The organism is Bacillus sp. FSL K6-0994 (genome assembly GCF_038630815.1).
GTDB classification, from domain to species: Bacteria; Bacillota; Bacilli; order Bacillales; family Bacillaceae; genus Bacillus; species Bacillus safensis.
On sequence record NZ_CP152043.1, the window covers coordinates 1,876,593 to 1,893,958 of the forward strand.

20 protein-coding genes and 1 other RNA gene are annotated in these 17,366 nt (G+C 40.8%); 4 read left to right on the forward strand and 17 right to left on the reverse strand.

Going from position 1 to position 17,366, the window contains the following annotated elements; translation table 11 throughout:
* Window positions 1-66: 66 nt before the first annotated feature.
* Genes MHB69_RS09475 through MHB69_RS09490 form a run of 4 tightly spaced genes read right to left on the reverse strand, consistent with a single transcriptional unit; the run spans window position 67 to window position 2,859 of the window.
* Complete coding sequence (locus MHB69_RS09475; RefSeq protein WP_335370962.1) at window positions 67-639, reverse strand: TetR-like C-terminal domain-containing protein; 573 nt, start codon at window positions 637-639, stop codon at window positions 67-69.
* A gap of 3 nt (window positions 640-642) precedes the next feature.
* A complete protein-coding gene (locus MHB69_RS09480; RefSeq protein ID WP_061109243.1) occupies window positions 643-1,362 on the reverse strand; it encodes an MBL fold metallo-hydrolase in 720 nt (239 codons plus the stop codon).
* Window positions 1,363-1,398: 36 nt separating this feature from the next.
* Complete coding sequence (locus tag MHB69_RS09485; RefSeq protein ID WP_342495514.1) at window positions 1,399-1,872, reverse strand: GyrI-like domain-containing protein; 474 nt, start codon at window positions 1,870-1,872, stop codon at window positions 1,399-1,401.
* Window positions 1,873-1,926: 54 nt separating this feature from the next.
* Window positions 1,927-2,859, reverse strand: coding sequence for a YafY family protein (locus MHB69_RS09490; RefSeq protein WP_342495515.1), 933 nt, complete (start codon window positions 2,857-2,859; stop codon window positions 1,927-1,929).
* Window positions 2,860-2,977: 118 nt separating this feature from the next.
* Between MHB69_RS09490 and MHB69_RS09495 the strand changes: the two genes are divergently transcribed.
* On the forward strand, window positions 2,978-3,502 hold the full coding sequence (locus MHB69_RS09495) for a hypothetical protein (protein ID WP_034280620.1): 525 nt from the start codon (window positions 2,978-2,980) through the stop codon (window positions 3,500-3,502).
* A gap of 31 nt (window positions 3,503-3,533) precedes the next feature.
* Here MHB69_RS09495 and czrA read toward each other — a convergent pair whose 3' ends face one another.
* The gene (gene czrA / locus MHB69_RS09500; RefSeq protein ID WP_024422670.1) at window positions 3,534-3,863 is read right to left on the reverse strand and encodes a Zn(II)-responsive metalloregulatory transcriptional repressor CzrA; all 330 of its coding nucleotides are present in this window, start codon (window positions 3,861-3,863) and stop codon (window positions 3,534-3,536) included.
* Window positions 3,864-4,049: 186 nt separating this feature from the next.
* Between czrA and MHB69_RS09505 the strand changes: the two genes are divergently transcribed.
* Together MHB69_RS09505 and MHB69_RS09510 are read left to right on the forward strand one after the other, a co-directional pair.
* Window positions 4,050-5,375: an APC family permease gene (locus MHB69_RS09505; RefSeq protein WP_327827551.1), complete on the forward strand. Its 1,326-nt coding sequence runs from the start codon at window positions 4,050-4,052 to the stop codon at window positions 5,373-5,375.
* Window positions 5,376-5,472: 97 nt separating this feature from the next.
* Window positions 5,473-6,135, forward strand: coding sequence for a lysozyme family protein (locus MHB69_RS09510; protein ID WP_041117684.1), 663 nt, complete (start codon window positions 5,473-5,475; stop codon window positions 6,133-6,135).
* Between the two features lie 231 nt (window positions 6,136-6,366).
* Here MHB69_RS09510 and prpB read toward each other — a convergent pair whose 3' ends face one another.
* The 4 genes from prpB to MHB69_RS09530 all read right to left on the reverse strand — a co-directional run bounded on the left by prpB (window position 6,367) and on the right by MHB69_RS09530 (window position 10,586).
* The gene (gene prpB / locus MHB69_RS09515) at window positions 6,367-7,284 is read right to left on the reverse strand and encodes a methylisocitrate lyase (RefSeq protein WP_268414005.1); all 918 of its coding nucleotides are present in this window, start codon (window positions 7,282-7,284) and stop codon (window positions 6,367-6,369) included.
* 12 nt (window positions 7,285-7,296) lie between these two features.
* Window positions 7,297-8,733, reverse strand: coding sequence for a bifunctional 2-methylcitrate dehydratase/aconitate hydratase (locus MHB69_RS09520; RefSeq protein ID WP_024422674.1), 1,437 nt, complete (start codon window positions 8,731-8,733; stop codon window positions 7,297-7,299).
* A gap of 2 nt (window positions 8,734-8,735) precedes the next feature.
* Entirely contained in the window at window positions 8,736-9,878 is a 1,143-nt protein-coding gene (gene mmgD, locus MHB69_RS09525) for a citrate synthase (RefSeq protein WP_342495516.1), read from the reverse strand.
* Between the two features lie 168 nt (window positions 9,879-10,046).
* Entirely contained in the window at window positions 10,047-10,586 is a 540-nt protein-coding gene (locus MHB69_RS09530; protein WP_024422676.1) for a DUF420 domain-containing protein, read from the reverse strand.
* A 198-nt stretch (window positions 10,587-10,784) separates the two neighbouring features.
* Here MHB69_RS09530 and MHB69_RS09535 point away from each other — a divergent pair, with 198 nt between their 5' ends.
* Entirely contained in the window at window positions 10,785-11,297 is a 513-nt protein-coding gene (locus MHB69_RS09535; RefSeq protein WP_342495517.1) for a hypothetical protein, read from the forward strand.
* 153 nt (window positions 11,298-11,450) lie between these two features.
* Here the strand turns inward: MHB69_RS09535 and MHB69_RS09540 are convergent, their stop codons facing one another.
* From MHB69_RS09540 to MHB69_RS09575, 8 genes are all read right to left on the reverse strand, one after another.
* Window positions 11,451-12,272, reverse strand: a complete 822-nt coding sequence (locus tag MHB69_RS09540) for a 3D domain-containing protein (protein WP_024422678.1) — start codon at window positions 12,270-12,272, stop codon at window positions 11,451-11,453.
* 234 nt (window positions 12,273-12,506) lie between these two features.
* On the reverse strand, window positions 12,507-14,309 hold the full coding sequence (gene recQ / locus MHB69_RS09545) for a DNA helicase RecQ (RefSeq protein ID WP_034280606.1): 1,803 nt from the start codon (window positions 14,307-14,309) through the stop codon (window positions 12,507-12,509).
* A 133-nt stretch (window positions 14,310-14,442) separates the two neighbouring features.
* Window positions 14,443-14,628: non-coding RNA, 6S RNA (ssrS, locus tag MHB69_RS09550), on the reverse strand.
* 132 nt (window positions 14,629-14,760) lie between these two features.
* Window positions 14,761-15,261 (reverse strand): TraR/DksA family transcriptional regulator, encoded by a 501-nt coding sequence (locus MHB69_RS09555; protein ID WP_342495518.1) that lies wholly within the window; start codon window positions 15,259-15,261, stop codon window positions 14,761-14,763.
* A gap of 91 nt (window positions 15,262-15,352) precedes the next feature.
* Complete coding sequence (locus MHB69_RS09560; RefSeq protein ID WP_041117693.1) at window positions 15,353-16,000, reverse strand: SDR family oxidoreductase; 648 nt, start codon at window positions 15,998-16,000, stop codon at window positions 15,353-15,355.
* Window positions 16,001-16,175: 175 nt separating this feature from the next.
* The gene (locus MHB69_RS09565) at window positions 16,176-16,514 is read right to left on the reverse strand and encodes a PH domain-containing protein (protein ID WP_024422682.1); all 339 of its coding nucleotides are present in this window, start codon (window positions 16,512-16,514) and stop codon (window positions 16,176-16,178) included.
* 279 nt (window positions 16,515-16,793) lie between these two features.
* Window positions 16,794-16,931 carry a DUF4025 domain-containing protein gene (locus MHB69_RS09570; protein ID WP_080701155.1) on the reverse strand — a complete coding sequence of 46 codons (138 nt, stop codon included), beginning with the start codon at window positions 16,929-16,931 and terminating at the stop codon, window positions 16,794-16,796.
* A gap of 49 nt (window positions 16,932-16,980) precedes the next feature.
* Window positions 16,981-17,193: a DUF6501 family protein gene (locus MHB69_RS09575; protein ID WP_024422683.1), complete on the reverse strand. Its 213-nt coding sequence runs from the start codon at window positions 17,191-17,193 to the stop codon at window positions 16,981-16,983.
* Between the last annotated feature and the right edge of the window lie 173 nt (window positions 17,194-17,366).

Below are 17,366 nucleotides of genomic sequence, written 5' to 3' on the forward strand. Positions count from 1 at the left end.
TCTCAAAAAAATGGTTCCAGAAGGATGCTTCTCTATGATATCGGTTCACTGTAAAAAAAAGACCTGTCAAATAGACAGATCTTCTTTTTGCAATACACCTGTGATATAGAGCCGAACTGCATAACTCACACTTTCTTCAAGCTGTTCTTTTCGTTGGAATCCCTTTTTATTAGAAATATCACCGAAGCCGTGCAGTAAGCTTCTCAGTCCTCTGACGACATGTGTCATTTCCTCTTCCTTTACACCAAAGCGTGACATGATGGTTTGGACAAACTGAACAAGGCGCTCTGCTGCAATACGTACTTCTTTTTCGTTCATATGTGAAAAGGCAGCTTCATAAAGACCTGGGTGTTCTCGGACAAAGTGCACATATTGTCTGGCAAAGGCTAAAACAGCTTCTCCTTTTTCCAGCCCCTCTGTGACTTGCATCCCTTCCTCACAAAGCATGGAGAGCCCTTTTACTGCGAGTGCTGCCTGAATCTCATGAAGGCCGGATACATGATTATAAAGAGAAGGCGGCCTGATATTCAGTCTTTTAGACAATGTAGCAATAGTCAAAGCGGAGAAGCCCTCTTCATCAACAAATGCAGCCGCTGTATCCATAATTTTTTTTTGTGTAATTCCCATTCTTGGAGACACGGTTTACTGCCCTCCTTTTTTTAGCTGGTGCTGTCTTTTTTTAACGGCAGCTTGAAGCTTTTCATGAGGCTCTATGATAAGGTCACCATGTCCTGCAGCAAGACAGGATATGCGCAATGTCAGTAACTTTTCAGCGCTTTTTAGTGCGGTTTCTGCATCCCATGTGGCAAAAGCCGGGAACGGGAAGCTCCACCGAAACTCACCCGTTACTGATAAGCCGCCTTTTGTCACAAGTGCATCCCCTGCAATGACAACTCCTGACCTTTCATCGTATAAAGAAATGCTGCCAGGTGTATGCCCTGGTGTTGCAATCACTTTGAGCGGCCCAATCTCATCTCCTTCTTCAACAAGCACATCTGGTTTTGTGTGAATATTTTTCATAAAACTGCCTTTAATTTTTTGCTGAGGTTCATCAGGGAGCAAGGAAAAGTCACCTTCAAAAAGGCGTGCATCACGTTTTGATAAATAGACAACTGCCTCTGGAAAAGCCTTCTTCACCTCATCTAATGCGCCGATATGATCCATATGGCTATGAGTGAGAATAATCTTATGAATTGGTTTGTTCTTTTTACGGGCAAATTCGATGATCGAGTTCGCCGCCATTTTTAAAGCAGCATCAATTAAGATGAGTCCTTCCTCTTCCTCAAAGACATAGCAATTTACCGGAAATAATCGCGGCATCAATGTAAGCTGGTGCAGACGGTCAAAAGTTGTTAATCTCATGATTGCCCTCCTAAAACTAATATCGTTAGTTTTATATTAACTAATAGCATTAGTTTTAGCAATCATTTTTTCATCAACCGCAATGTAAATATCAATTTGCGCTTCTTTTGGATCAATAGATCTTTCATCATACCATTCAAAATCACCTGTATAAGTGCGGTATTGACGCTGATCCCACGTCCAAATCTTGTGCCATGTTTCAAGCACGACCTCTTCAATCGGTCCTTTTCTCGTTTGAAATCTTGCGTAGGTGGACGCAGGAATCTCTTTTACATGTTCGATCTGCTGATCCGCGAACTCTCCAGCTGTAAATAAATAAGAACCATGTTCATCTTTTTCATAATCTGAATACAGCCCTATGACTGGAGCTTGTCCCCCATGTAGCTGCTGCGCAAAAAATTCCTGCCAGAGCGGTGCAATCTTACGCTCTTTTGTCTTCTCTATTTCGTTTGTTGTTCGAACAGACAACCCTTTGATCCATTGTTTCTCTAATGTGACGATATCGTACATACATTCTCATCTCCTTTTCTCCCATCATATAAAAAGAAACCTGACAACAGTGTGTCAAGTTTCTATTCGCTTCATAAATTGTTTTAATTGGAGATCAAATGCTTCCTTGATGTGCTGAGGTGAAAGAATGTCGGCGTCCGGTCCTAAATGGAATAGGAAACTGTGCAGCCAATCATCTTGCGGCACGGTCAATGCTGCCAGATAGGTTCCGTCTGAACATATGATCAATTCGTTCTCATCCACCCATTCCTTCACTTTGCCAACTGATGTTTCCGTTAACCTAAGCGTGAGCGTTGTGACTGAAGGTTCTTCATGCCAAGAGTCATTCCAAGGCTTCTCTTCGTTTTTGATTCTTTTCGGCCTGAAATAAGCTGAAATGGTGATGAGGTCTGTCATTCTGGTCAGCTTGAATAGACGAAAATCATTTTTCACACAACAAAACGCATACAAGTACCAATGCCTTCCTTTTAAGACAAGCGTATAAGGCTCCACTTTACGTGGAAGTGTTTCACCTTTTGCGTTGCGATAAGTGAATTGAATGAATTGATGCGCGGAAGCAGCTGTATGGATCAGCTGGAGCTTCTTCTCTGCCTGGCTGTCTTTCCCCCAGGAGCTTAAATCAATAAAGACATGGTGCTGTTTCTCGCTTTCATCGGTATGTGGGGGAATGAGAGATTTGATTTTTTTCAGTACATGTTCACTTTCTTTAAAGGAGTATGCACTCGTCATGCTTTCAAGGGCTGTTAAAATCAGCTCAATGTCATCATCGGTAAATAATTTTTTCTCTAAACGATAGTCGTCAACGAGTGAAATGCCCCCGCCAGCTCCTTGTGTTGTCACAATAGGAATCCCGGCTTGATTGATGGTCTCAATATCGCGATAAATCGTCCTCACACTCACTTCGTGAAGTTCAGCGAGGTCCTTCGCTTGTACTTGCTTTTTGCTAATGAGCAGCATCACAATAGACAAAATACGATCGATTTTCATGCCTTTTCCTCTTTTTCATAAATGTAGGTTTTGATTTGATAAAAAAAGAAAGAATGGTAAAGATAAGGAACAGCCAGCATTCGTTTACATCCCTGCACATGCAGGAGGAGGTTGCATCATGACACATCACGTGTGGCAGTTATTCATCATTGGGAGCATTATGCTGATCTGCATCATCTTTCGAATGAATCGAATGAGACGCTATCAGCTTGTGCGCCCGATCAGTCTTTTGATGAGAATGTATGTATTTGGACTCACTGCCCTTATTCTCTTATTAGAAGGCTGGCAAAATCACAGCATTTTCATCTATGCCGCTATTGGTATGCTCTTTGGAAGCAGTCTGGCCGTTCATGCCTATGAGACGATCCGCATGAAAGAAGAAAATGGCCGTCTTTACGTGAAAACGAGTAAATGGATTGAAAGCTTCATTTTATGCTTATTTTTATCTCGACTTAGTTTTAAGCTGGGTGAACTGACGAACCATTCGCTCACAAAGATTGGTGTCGTTGAACTGTATCAGCATATTGTGAGTGATGATGCCATGACCATGCTCAGCTTTTTTCTGTTAGCTGCTTACTATGTTGTTTTTTCTTATCAAATGATGAAAGCAGGTAAACGAGTAGCACATACGCATCATGCGTAAAAACCTTCCTATTTGAGTAGGAAGGTTTTTATTAGTCATGCTGTGCATGATGAATCATTTGTTCAAGCACTTCCATCACATGCTGATCTTCAGGGCTGTAAAAAATCGATGTCCCTGCTCGTCTAGATTTCACGAGACGAAGGTTTTTTAAAAAACGCAGCTGATGAGAAACAGTTGATTGCATGAGATTCAGTGTTTCTGCGATATCATTTACCGAGTATTCACCTTGAGACAGCAGGTGCAGAATACGAATACGTGTCGGATCAGATAAGGCTTTAAACGTTTGGGAGACAAGAAATAAACTTTCTTCATCCAGCTCCATCCGTTCCTGTTCTTGATTTGTATTCAGTTCTTCCTTCATTTCGCTTCACCTTTCTTGTTAGTCAAATCACGACTTATTCTATGTATCATCATATACTAAAACGTCCGGCGTGCAAAGCGGGCACACTTTAGAAAAAAGATTTATTCAAATAGCATTGACACTTGGTAGCATTCTTTTTAAAATGAGCATTATTTATTCATTTTTTTAGAGGAGCTGATAGGCAAATTGACTGAAGAGCCAAGACTAAAACGCAGCCTGACTGTCTTTCCACTTGTTGTGATCGGGCTTGCTTATATGGATCCACTTGTCGTATTTGATTCATACGGCATTGTTGCTCAGCTGACGAAAGGACACGTCGCTGCAGCTTATATATTTACGTTACTTGCATTACTATTGACAGCGCTTAGCTATGGGAATATGGTGAAGGCTTTTCCAAAAGCAGGATCTGCTTATACATATGCGCAAAAAAGTATTCATCCTCATGTCGGCTTCCTTGTGGGCTGGACACTTTTACTGGATTATTTATTTCTGCCTATGGTGAATTTTGCGATCGGTAGTGCTTATTTAACCGCAGCCTTTCCTGATGTACCTCATTACATTTGGATCATCATACTTGCTATCGCCATAACGACTGTCAATGTCATCGGTATACGGCTTACAGCCAACATTACGGCGCTATTTGTGACGTTTCAGGTCATTGTCGCCGTCACCTTTGTTGGGTTTGTTATTTATGGGCTCACACAAAACACTGGCAGTGGAGAGTTATTGTCAGCCCGGCCTTTTTATTCAGCGAGCTTAGATCCAGCGCTTATTTTTTCAGGAGCGACCATTTTATGTTTCTCCTTTCTAGGATTTGATGCCATTTCGACGATGTCTGAGGAAACCATTAAACCAAAAAAGACGATTCCGCTTGCCATTTTCTTAACAGTTGCGATTGGAGGCGTACTGTTTACTTTGACGTCTTATTTTTTGCAGCAGGTGTTTCCAAATTTTCAGCAGTTCAAGCATCCTGATGCAGCCTCACTTGAAATTGCAGAATTTGTGGGCGGCGCATTTCTCCACTCGTTCTTTTTAGCAGGCACAATGGTCGCTGTCATTTCTTCCTCCTTATCGTCACATGCGAGTGCAGCAAGGCTTTTATATGCAATGGGAAGAGATCAATCGTTACCGAAGCGTTTCTTCGGGTATATTCACCCGAGATTAAAAACCCCTGTTTTTAATATTCTATTAATCGGAGCTTTCTCCTTAACCGCAGTCGTTGGCGAACTTGAAGTCATTTATTCCTTTATCAGCTTCGGCGCGTTAATTGGATTTACCTTTGTGAATTTGTCTGTTTTTGCATACTTTTTCGTCAGACAAAAACAAAGAGGTGTACTGAATACATTGAGATATGCCGTGATCCCTCTATGCGGGACGGCGTTTTGCATTTGGCTGTTAACGAGCATCAGTACAAATGCATTAATCATTGGCATGATGTGGCTGATTATCGGTTTTGTTTATTTCTGCTTCAGGCTGAAAACACGACCTGAATTTACGTTTGGATATGATTGATTATAAGGTTTTCACTTGGTATCCTGCACAGGATATGGCATAATAAAAAGGCTGTACTTCCCTTTTAAAAGCGGGGCAAAACAGGGGTGAACTGACCTTGAAAAAGAAAAAAACAGGATGTTTTGCCATTTCAGGCTGTTTCACGATTTTTCTCTTTGTTTTCGTATTAGCAGCCATTGCCATCTCCTTTAATCAAAAGGAGTTAAAAAAGCTGCCGATTGATACGGAATCAATTGTTTTGTCGAGATTGGATGATTACAAACCGCTTGTAGAAACAGAGTTAAGAGATCAAGATTTAGATCAGTATACCGGGTTAATCCTCGGTATGATGTATCAAGAATCAAAAGGCAGAGGCGGAGATCCAATGCAGGCCTCTGAATCTCTTGGTTTGAAACGAAATGAAATCAATGACCCTCAGAAAAGCATTAAACAAGGAGTCCATCATTTTTCGACTATGTACAAGCATGGGAAGAAAAAAGGCGTTGATTTGGAAACCATTATTCAAAGCTATAACATGGGAATCGGCTATATTGATTTTGTTGCAAAAAACGGGGGAAAACATTCCGAGAAACTGGCAAAGCAATACTCCAAAAAGCAAGTGAAACGAAATCCCAAGGTCTATACGTGCGGCGGCAACAAAGATAACTTCCGCTATCCGTATTGCTACGGTGACTTCACTTACGCTGAAAAAGTAAAAGAAAAAACGAAAACAGTTGAAGAAAAGATGAAATTGGCTTCTTCATCCACACCATCATCGTAAAAAAGCACTTCCGTCAAGGAAGTGTTTCAGATTGTTGTCAAAGTGCTAAAATAATCTTTATTTTAGCACTTTGTCTTTTTTCAGCGTGATAGAAAACCTTTGCAGTCTAGGAAGGACGAGCACTGGCGCGGAGCGAATTGACATTCGTGAGCACCAGCGCGCAGGACTGACAACGAATGCGAGGGTTTGTCTACACGCTGAAGCACTTCCGTAAAGGAAGTGCTTTTCATTTTATCGCTGCTCTTTCCCAATTTCCGGCAGGATTGTTTTCGCTAAATGCTGGTCCATTTCCTCATATTCATCATAATGAATCGTTTCATACAGCTCTTTCCTCGTTTGCATATCCCCAAGTATCCCCTGCTGCGTTCCCTTTTCCATGATTTCTGTAAATAAACGCTCATATGCTTTTGCAGCAACTCTGAGTGATGATACAGGGTAAATGACCATTTGAAAGCCAAACATAGAAAATTCGTCTGCATGATAATAAGGCGTCTTGCCAAACTCCGTCATGTTTGCAAGGAGCGGACCTTTAATATGGTTTGAGGCATGCGTGAATTCCTCTGCTGTGATGAGTGCCTCAGGAAAAATAGCATCAGCTCCTGCTTCTACGTAAAGATTGGCCCGGCGGATGACATCCTCCATTCCATTTACGGACTTTGCATCGGTTCTCGCAATCACCAAAAGCGTTGGTGCCGCTTGTTTGATGGCTTTGATTTTTGAGACCATTTCTTCTACTGGAACGAGTGATTTCCCGTTTAAATGCCCGCATTTTTTCGGCATTTGCTGATCTTCAATTTGAACAGCTGCCACTTTGCTCTCAACCATTTCTTTTGCCGCTCTTGCTGCATTTAAAACACCGCCATAACCTGTGTCCATATCGACCAAAAGCGGCAGCTGGGAAGCTCGAATCATCTCCTTCGCTTTTTCTGCCATTTCTGTTGAATGGATCATGCCGAGATCAGGCAGTCCTTTGCTGGCACAAAAAGCGGCACCTGATAAATAGAGCCCTTGAAAGCCCATTTTTTTCGCATAGAGCGCAGACATTCCATCGTGAACGCCTGGAATTTGAAATAAAGCTGATTTGTTCATTTGTTCTTTAAAGGCTGCGGCTAAATCAGCCTGACTTCTTTCTTCATTCACGATCCACACGCTAGCTCCCCCTTATATGACGAATAAGTCCATAAATGCTGGTACTGTTGTTGTTTTTAATTGATTTGGATTTTGGCAGAGTGACACAATTTGATCCACTTGCTTTTGTGGAAATCTTGTCTTTAAATGATAGACCCATTTCTTTTCAAGCAGCGGAATGCCTTCCTGTCTTCTTCTGCGATGACCAAGCGGGTATTCAATTTCAATTCGGTCTGTCATCGTCCCGTCTTTAAAGAAAATTTGTACACAGTTTGCAATCGATCTCTTTTTCGGATCTAAATAATCCTCTGTGTAACGTTTATCCTCTTTCACAATCATTCGATCACGAAGACGATCAATGGCTGGATTTTGCGCCGTTTCTTCTTCATAATGGTCAGCTGTCAGTTCACCATAGATCAGTCCAATGGCTGTAATATACTGCAAGCAATGATCACGGTCTGCCGGATTATAAAGCGGCCCTTTCTTATCAATAATCCGAATTGCTGACTCATGTGTCGTAATCTCTACCCGGTCAATTTCATCTAAACGATCTTTTACAGCGTCATGCAGCATCACAGCCGCCTCTGCAGCTGTCTGTGCATGAAACTCAGCAGGATAAGCAATTTTGAAAAGAACATTTTCTATGACGTATGATCCAAGGGGCTGGGCGAGCGTAAGTGGTTTTCCTTTCATAAGAACATCTTCAAAGCCCCACTTCTCTGCACTGAGAGGCGTTTGATAACCCATTTCCCCTTTACGTGTCATCATGGCCAGCCTCACTCCGCGGCTTGTTGCATCCCCCGCTGCCCATGATTTCCTCGATCCTGTGTTTGGGGCGTGGCGATACGTCCTAAGGGGGGAATTATCAACAAACGCTTGTGATAAAACATGCTGGACCTCTTCCTTTGTTCCGCCAAGCATTGCACACACAACTGCACTTGTTGCCACTTTGACAAATAACACATGGTCCAATCCATTTCGATTTAGACAATTTTCTAAAGCAAGGACACCTTGAATTTCATGTGCCTTGACGATTGCATGGAGTACGTCATTCATCGTTAGCGGCTCTTCTCCGTTTGCAAGGCGTGTTCTGCTGATATAATCACTTACAGCTAATATTCCGCCTAAGTTATCTGACGGATGACCCCACTCCTGTGCAAGCCACGTATCGTTATAATCTAACCAGCGGATCATACAGCCAATATCAAAAGCCGCTTGAACAGGATCTAGCACAAACGAAGTGCCGGGAACTCTTGCTCCGTTAGGCACAACAGTTCCAGGTACGATAGGTCCAAGGTGCTTCGTACATTCTGGAAAATTGAGCGCCAGCATTCCGCACCCGAGCGTGTCTATGAGCACATACCGCGCGGTTTCAATGGCCTCTTTGCTTGTAATTTCTCCGTCTACTGCATAGGCAGCGATTTCTTCTAATAGCTGATCTGTTTGATTGGCGACTGCTGTTTTGTTCATGTTCATTCCCCCGTTTTTCCATCATCATTTGAAACCTTTAATCCTCTTGGCCCTAAATACCGGACTCTCGGTCTAAAAATGCGATTATGCAAATGCTGTTCAATCACATGTGCGGCTAATCCGCTAGCTCTTGCAGCAAAGAAAATGGGTGTATAAAGTGAAATAGGAATTCCGAGCACGTAATAAATCGGTGCAGCATAATAATCAAGATTTGGATAAAGGTTTTTCTGCTCTTTCATGTATGCCTCTCCTGCTACACACATGTCATATAGCGTGGTATCTCCCTTTGATTCGGTAAGCGTTTTCAATGAACGTTTTAAAAGAGCGGCTCGCGGGTCCATTTTTCTCATGTATACTCTGTGGCCAAAGCCCATCATTTTTTCTTTTGCGGCTAATTTTCGTTCAATGAGCGCAAGAAATCCTTCTGTTGTTTTTCCTTCAAGAAGCATGTGCATGACAGCTTCATTTGCTCCTCCGTGGAGGTCACCTTTTAATGAAGAGATCGCTCCAGTAAAAGCACCATACATGTCAGAATGCGTGGATGCAATCACTCTAGCCGCAAACGTTGAATTCGGCAGCTCATGTTCGCTATATAATGTGAGTGTTTGGTCAAAAGCGGTAATTTCGTCTTGTGCCGGGGTGCGTCCTGTTAACATGGATAAAAAGTTTTCAGTGTAGGATTTGGTCTGATCTGGAGAAATAGCGGCGTCTTTTGTGAGAATATAATAGCTTCCAGCAACAATGGCCGGCAGCTGGCCTAATAATCGAACTGCACGCCTTACTTGGCACGCTTCAGATCGATCATGTAATGCGTCATCATACCCTGCAAGAGCAGATAAGCACGTTCTCATCGCATCCATAGGGTGAGTGGTTTTTGGCAGATTCGTTAATATGGTTTGAATGGTTGGATGTAAGCTCGTTTGTGAGGATATATCTTGCTGAAATTGGTAATCTTCCATCTGATCTGGTAATCTTCCATAAATAAGCAGATAGGCTGTTTCTAAATATGTCTTGTTTTGTGTCAGCTCAATGAGGTCGTACCCGCGAATCACAATTTCCTCTTGCTCCACATCTAAGTATGATATGGATGTTTCGCTTGCCACAATGTCTTCAAGCCCCGGTTTATACTGCAATTGTTCAGTCATCATATAACCCCCGTTTCGTCCAATTGTTGATCTCCAAACGAGCAAACGGCCAGAAATGATGTGAATCTATAGATGGGAAGATACCGTGCTAGTCGGATATCCAATTTCCATTCTATCCAAAGCACTTCATCTTGTAAATAAAAGAACGTATGTCCAGTTGGACATACGTTAGCTGTAATATGGAGAAATCATGATATAGACAATGACGCCAGTGAGACTAACATAGAGCCAAAGCGGCATCGTCCAGCGGGCAATCTTACGGTGACGCTCGACCTGCATCTGTGCGCCTCTAAATAGTGTAATCAGTGCAAGCGGTACAATAATAGCTGAGAGTACAATATGTGTAATCAAAATAAAGAAGTAAATCGGACGGATGATCCCTTCTCCTCCGAAGTGTGTATCAGCTGCCATTGAATGATATGTCACATAGGAAATTAAAAAGACAAGTGTTGTTGAAAATGCAGCAAAGATAAATCGTCTATGTGCTTTAATGTTCTTTTGTTTAATCATAATGAGTGCTGAAAGTAAGAAGATAAACGTAAAGCTGTTCATCACGGCATTCAGTAACGGCAGAAATGTAATATCCAGATGACTAAATTTATCTGTTTTTGGCATTAAAAATAATAAAGCGATTAATCCGTTTATGGCAATTGTTAAAATGACAACAATGCCGGTGAAATTTTTCGGTTTTTGATTCTGTTCGTTCATGTTTGAAAACCTCTCTTTATTAGTTCCGACTAAGAGTATGTTATTTAACTTTCTCTATAAAGTCAATGAATTCGCTGTCTTCGTCGAATTTTAGACAAACTTGCCGATTACTGGCGTTTTAACGGGTTGAAAGATTCATCCACTTCCTTTAAAATTGGAATTTATGTGATTTTTATCATTTCTTATATGAAAGGAGTAATGGACTTGTCAATCTTACAGGAAACACCCAAAGATGTGAAGGCGTTAGAGCAAGAATTACAGCAATTGCAGTTCCAAATGTATCGAATGCAAGAAAATATGAAAGATATTTCGAAAAAGGCAAAGATCATTGGCATCGATCAGGCGAAAGAAGATGAATGGATGATTGTCTCTGCCATTGAAAATGCTGATACATGTAAAATCATGCTGACCGATTGTGAAAAAGCTTTTCGCGGACAATCTGATTTTTCCTTAATTGCGGAATATCCTGAAGAAGGAAAGATTCATATTGCTGATATAAAAGGCCCTCCCGATAATGGGTACGGCTCAATCTGTATGAAGCATTTAAAAGAAATCGCAAGAGAGCAGAACATCCCAGTCATCACAGGTGACCTCGTCAAAAGAGATTGGAATCATGTGGACCGCTTGATTCATTTTTATGAAAAGCATCAATTTGATGTCCAAATCAATTGGAAAGAACAAAGCGGAGAAATTTATTGGGTGGACAACTAACGACAAAAAACCAGCGTGGATGATGGAATATACGCTGGTTTTTGTCGAAAATGCAAATTTTTCTGAAAAATGTGTGTTTTTTTGACCAAAAAAAGGGTACAATAAAAGCATCAGGCCGCCACCTGATGCTTTCTTCCAAAAAACAATAAGTTACTAGTTAAGTACTTTCACTTTGACTGATTTTACGCCCCAATTTTTTGCTTGGGATTTGCTTGGTACATGAACATCAATTTTGTTACCTTTAATTGCGCCGCCAGTATCTGCTGCGATGGCTTCACCGTAGCCTTCAACATAAACCTTACTTCCTAATGGAATGACATTAGGATCTACTGCAATCACTTTCGCATTTGGGTTTTTGTTTAAGTTTACCCCTGTTGCAGTGATACCTGAGATGCCACCATCATTTGCTGTATAAGCCGTAGCCGTTACAGTCATTTCTTTTTGTACACTTTGACTAGCAGAAGATGATTCTGCTTTAGCTGTTTCCTGTTTAGGAGCAGCTTTTTTCGGTGCTTCCTGTTTAGGAGCAGCTTTTTGTGTTGTTTGCTCTTTTTGGACAGGCTCCTGTTTTTGTACAGGCTCTGAGCTTACCGGAGCTGAGCTTTGACCAGCAACACTTAGTGTTGAACCAATCATAATTATATCTGAGTTTAAGTTATTCCAAGACTTAATATCGCTAATTGACACATTGAATTTTTGAGCGATTTTCCAGAGGCTGTCCCCCTTCTGGACTTTATACTGCTCCTGAGTTTTCTCTTTTGAAGAGATTGTCAATTTATCACCTACATAAATCATGTCTGTAGATAAATTGTTCCAACCCTTTAGGTCCTTTAGAGACACATCATTTTTTTGAGAGATTCCCCAAAGTGTATCACCTTTCTTCACAGTGATTTCCTTTGCAGAAGCTTGCTGTGCTCCAAATGCTGTTGTAGAGATTGCTGCAACAGCAACCAAGGACATAATAGTCTTCTTCATAAAGTAAATCCTCCCTTGTTAGCTTTTTATGGCGGCTAACGAGTGCTATCGTAACATATGTAAATGTCAATTCAATAACAAAACGATATGTTTTAGATTACAGTTCCTTTACATGAAACATCTCTCTCCATTGGTAAATCAGACCACAAAACAGCTCGATTACCCGCCATATCAAGGTTTTGAAAGGATCAGAAACCTCCTGTTGAAAACGTGTCCAAACGCAGCGAAAAAAATTTATTTTTCTTCTTCAACCTCTTTATTTTTTTCTTTTTCTATAAATAAACGGATTTCTTCTAAAAAAACATCCCCGTATTTCTCTCTTTTTTGAGCGCCTATTCCCTTAATATGGAGAAGTTCTTCTTCTGTTTTAGGCTGAACGGCTGACATTTCCTTCAAGGTTTGATCAGAAAATACAACAAATGGCGGAACACCCTGCTCTCTCGCCAGCTTCATTCTCACCGCTCTCAGCTGCTCAAATAATGCATCGTTTTCTTGAATCGCCTCTCTTTTCACTGCCTGTTTTTTATACACAGCCTCTTGCCCGACTAACACTTTCTTTCCTTTATGTGTCACTTTTAATGTTGGATAAGCTCCTTCAGACATGTGCAAATACTCTTCTGTAATTAAAAATTCGATGAAATCACTGATTTGCTGGGCTGATTGCTGCTTCATTAAAGCGTATGTAGGAAGACGGTCGAAACCGAGGTCAAGCACTTTTTTATTTTTAGAGCCTGCCAGTACTTGAGCAATCATCATTTTTCCAAACCGCTCGTTCATTCTAACCGTACACGATAAAACCATTTGCGCTTCTCGAGTGACCTCTTCACGCTCTCTTTCATCAAGGCAATTGCTGCATTTTTGGCAAGGGGTACTTGCTGATTGATCAAAGTAGTTCATCACAAATTGCTGCAGACATTGCTCAGTGTGACAGTAATCGACCATTTGTCTTAGTTTAAGCAGTTCATGCTGATAGCGCACTTCATCTTCTGTTGACTGTTCAATGAGGAATCGCTGCATTCGTACGCCCTGCGGCGAGAACAGTAAAATGCATTCACTTTTGAGCCCGTCTCTGCCGGCGCGTCCAGCTTCTTGATAGTAGCTTTCAATATCCCTTGGAATTTGGTGATGAATCACAAAACGGACATTTGATTTATTAATTCCCATGCCAAATGCAGATGTAGCGACCATAACCTGGATGTCATCATTTAAAAACAGGTTTTGCTGCTCTTCTCTTACATTGTCATCTAACCCGCCATGATAAATGCCAGCTTTGATCTTTTGTTTCTTTAGCCGATTGTAAATGTTTTCGGCTTCTTTTCTTGTAGCAGTATAGATAATGCCGGACTCAAGTTTATTTTTCTTCATATAATGTGTGATAAAGCGGTCACTATTTTCTCCTTTGACCACCTGAAAAGATAAATTTTCTCTAGCAAACCCAGTAAAAATGGTTTCTTCTTCGTTCATGCCAAGCTGTTCACATATATCTCGGTGGACCTTTTTCGTGGCTGTAGCAGTTAATGCGACAATCACTGGTCTTTTTGTCAGCTGATTTAAGCATTCTTGAATAAAGCGGTAGCTTGGCCTAAAATCATGCCCCCACTCAGATATACAGTGCGCTTCATCAATTGCAATTAAAGGGATCGTTAACCGATCAAGCAGCTGAAAAAAACGCTCATTTTGTAAACGTTCAGGTGTGATATAAAGCAGCTGATATTCCCCATCTTCACATTTTTTCAGCCTTTTATTCATTTCAGCTGCGGAAAGTGTGCTGTTTAAAAAGGATGATCGTATGCCCATCTCATTTAGCGCATCGACTTGATCTTTCATTAAAGAAATTAGCGGGGATACAACGATCGTTGTTCCTTCCATCATCAGGGCAGGAATCTGGTAGCAAACCGATTTCCCTCCGCCTGTCGGCATAATACAGACGGTATCCTTCTGTTTGTTTACAATCGATTCAATGGCTTGTTTCTGTCCCTGCCTAAATGCGTCAAAGCCAAAGTATTGTTTCAGGAGTGCTTCTGCTTGTTCTAACATCCAATTCCCTCTCCGTCTTTTGTTTTGTCTATTTTAACATACATTCATGCCTCTTCCGGCCGACTGTGCAATTTCGTTTTTTCACAAAATAAAAAGCCATTTTCCGCAATGGAAAATGGCTTGAATCATCCTAGGAAAAGCTGCGGATGCCGTAATCTAAGTAAGAAAGTTTTAAACCACCACTCCTCAAAGTGGGTGTTTGCAGAAACGTTCCTGTCTTCCTCGCTAAGGAGGCATGACATTCCGGCTTCAATATAAAACTCCCTATTACAGCTTAAAGGTTAAAACTTAATTAACATTACGCGCATCGCAGCCTTTAAACTATATTACACGAAAGTTTATTAAATTTCAAGAGATCTTTTTTCTATGAAATACTCATGTATACAAGTTATTTGTTCATGTGTACATAAGAAAAAATTATTCTGAAAAAATTTAACCTTCGCTTATGATCCTATTTTTCCTCATCTACATCAACATCCTGCTCTTCCTCTAATCTTTCATACGTATCTGAATGCATCTGATCCATTGTTTCTCTATTTGTTAAATCGCGCATTTGATCGGAGAATGAACGGTCAAATTCGTTTGGATCTTGAGTGGATTCTTCATTTTTCTTTGCATCGATTGAATAACGTGTATATGGAACTGCTTTTAAACGCTCGTATGGAATCTCTTTCCCCGTTTTCTCACATATCCCATATGTTCCGTCTTCCATTCGTTTCAGTGCTGCATCGATTTCACCTTCAAGCTGATCATCGACTTGATCCAGCGTTTGTTCTGTCATGCGGTCTAAATAGATGCTCCCATGATCAGCGATATGATTTCCAACACCATTTGAAATCTCACTCGATTCAACGAGCATCGATTCTTCTTTCTTTTTTGATCCCTTCACATCTTCTTTTAATTGAATCAATCTTTCGTATAAATCAGCTTGTTGTTCTTTCGTTAAGCCCACGGTCAATCACTCCTTTCTCATTACCTTCCCGCTGAAAGGGAAAAGAAAACATCAAAAAAGCCGCCGCCTCTTTGGCAGCAGCTTTCTTTTCTTACAGATGGCGAAGTGCTTCTTCTACTGATTTTTCGCCTTTCATCAAGTCGAAGGACTTATTTTTCACATTGGATTCTGTTAAGCTCTCCACAAGAACAATGGCTACGTCCTCTCTTGAAATCTCGATGTTTTGATCATCTGGAATATGTTCGGCAGCTTCAATCTTTCCTGTCTTCTCCTCATGCAGTAAGGCACCTGGGCGGACAATCGTATAGGAAAGACCAGACTGTCTTAAGTGCTCATCGGCTTTTCTTTTTGCTTCATAATAAGTTTCCATACTTCCTTGCCCTTTTCCTTGGTTCGGATCATCTGCATTATAGGCACTAAGCATAACAAAATGCTGGATGTTTTCTTTTTTCGCTGTATCAACGAGGCGTTTTGCACCTTCTTGATCGACCGCAATGGTCTTATCTGCCCCTGTTTTTGAGCCTGAACCAGCTGCAAAGATGACAGCGTCTGCTTGTTTTACAGCATCTGTCACATCTTTTTCAAGATCACCGATGACAGGTGCTGCACCAAGTTCCTTTAGTGCATCAGCTTGTTTTTCATCTCGAATGAGAGCAAGCGGCTCATGTCCTTTTTCTTTTAAATAACGAACGACAAGTCTGCCTGTATGTCCATTTGCTCCTGCAACTAACACTTTCATTGTTCATTCTCCTTTCTGTATCTGTTTCATCTTTATCCTTTTTTGCTATCATTCAAACACTTAAGCAGAAAAAAGCCCTTCCCATCAGATGGGAAGGACTTAGCAATGTGCGATCTATAAAAATAAGAACGAAGAATGAGAAAAGTGCATATGATCTATGTAATCGCAAGATTGATCAGCAAAGATGTTTTGTCAAAATGGCTTGCACATCACTCAAATCCGTCTCTTTGGAAAAGTCGAGTTCAAATACTTTTGAGCTTGTGACAAGCAGCATACCTGTGTCCTGATCAAACACGCCAGCTTCTTGTATGGCAAAACTTTCAATTGATCGATACGGCAAGGAGACCCTGACTTTCTTCTTAGAAAATACGCGGTTATCGCCAAAGATCAGTCGTTTATTGGTAAAGCAAATTTGGTCGTGACGCAATCTGTAAACAGCCTCAATTCTTTCCCCTTCAATCAATAAGGATTCGAATTTCTTATCATTTTGTTTACTGACAGAAAAAATACCCACGTAAACCCCCTCTTCCTGCATCAAATTCCTTTATGACAAAACGGCCACACGGCTCTGTGGGTACGTTTTATTCTCACTTATAGAATACGCTATAAATGGTCGTTATTCCATTACGAATAGATTAAATTTCATTTAACTTTTTCTTTTTGATCCGATGCTCTTTCCTCTACTTATTTAGACTGTTAAAGCAGGAAAAAAGTTTCAGTTCTTTTCGAGAAAAAATGCTGCTTCATTCCAATAAAAAAAACAGTGATTATGCAAATCACTGTTTTTAAATGACTATTCATCTTTTGGTGTATCAATGGTTCCCTCGGCATACACATCGGAAATCTGTTCAAGCGTAATCGCCATATCAGCGTCCTCATGTTCATGCCAAGCATGTTGACTTTTCTGCTCGTCATTTTGCTGCTTTTTCATCATCATCACCCTTTACTGTTTTTCTTAGTATGAGTGATGGTCCTCAAAATCATTCAGCTGAAATATCTTCGAAATACTCCTTGTAATACCCGCCTACTTTACCCGTGTTGTCAACGACAAACAGAAATTCTTCTGTTTCATTTTTCACTTCATATGTGCTTCCAACCGTTAATGCCCGATCGACCATATATTTTTTCGCATTTGTATGTACACATTTTACTTGTTTTAACGTTTGAGCCGTTTGCCAGTTTTGATGGATCATGATTTAAAAACTCCTTTTTTCATCTATACATTTATTGTAGCCAAATTTTCGCGAAATGCAATGAGTGTTATGGATTGCTTTCAAACATGTCGTGTAATATGATTATTGTATACGTTTACATCTTTGTGCGTATAAAGTTTCGTTGCATGTCCGCTTTTCCCACCTAGAACTCG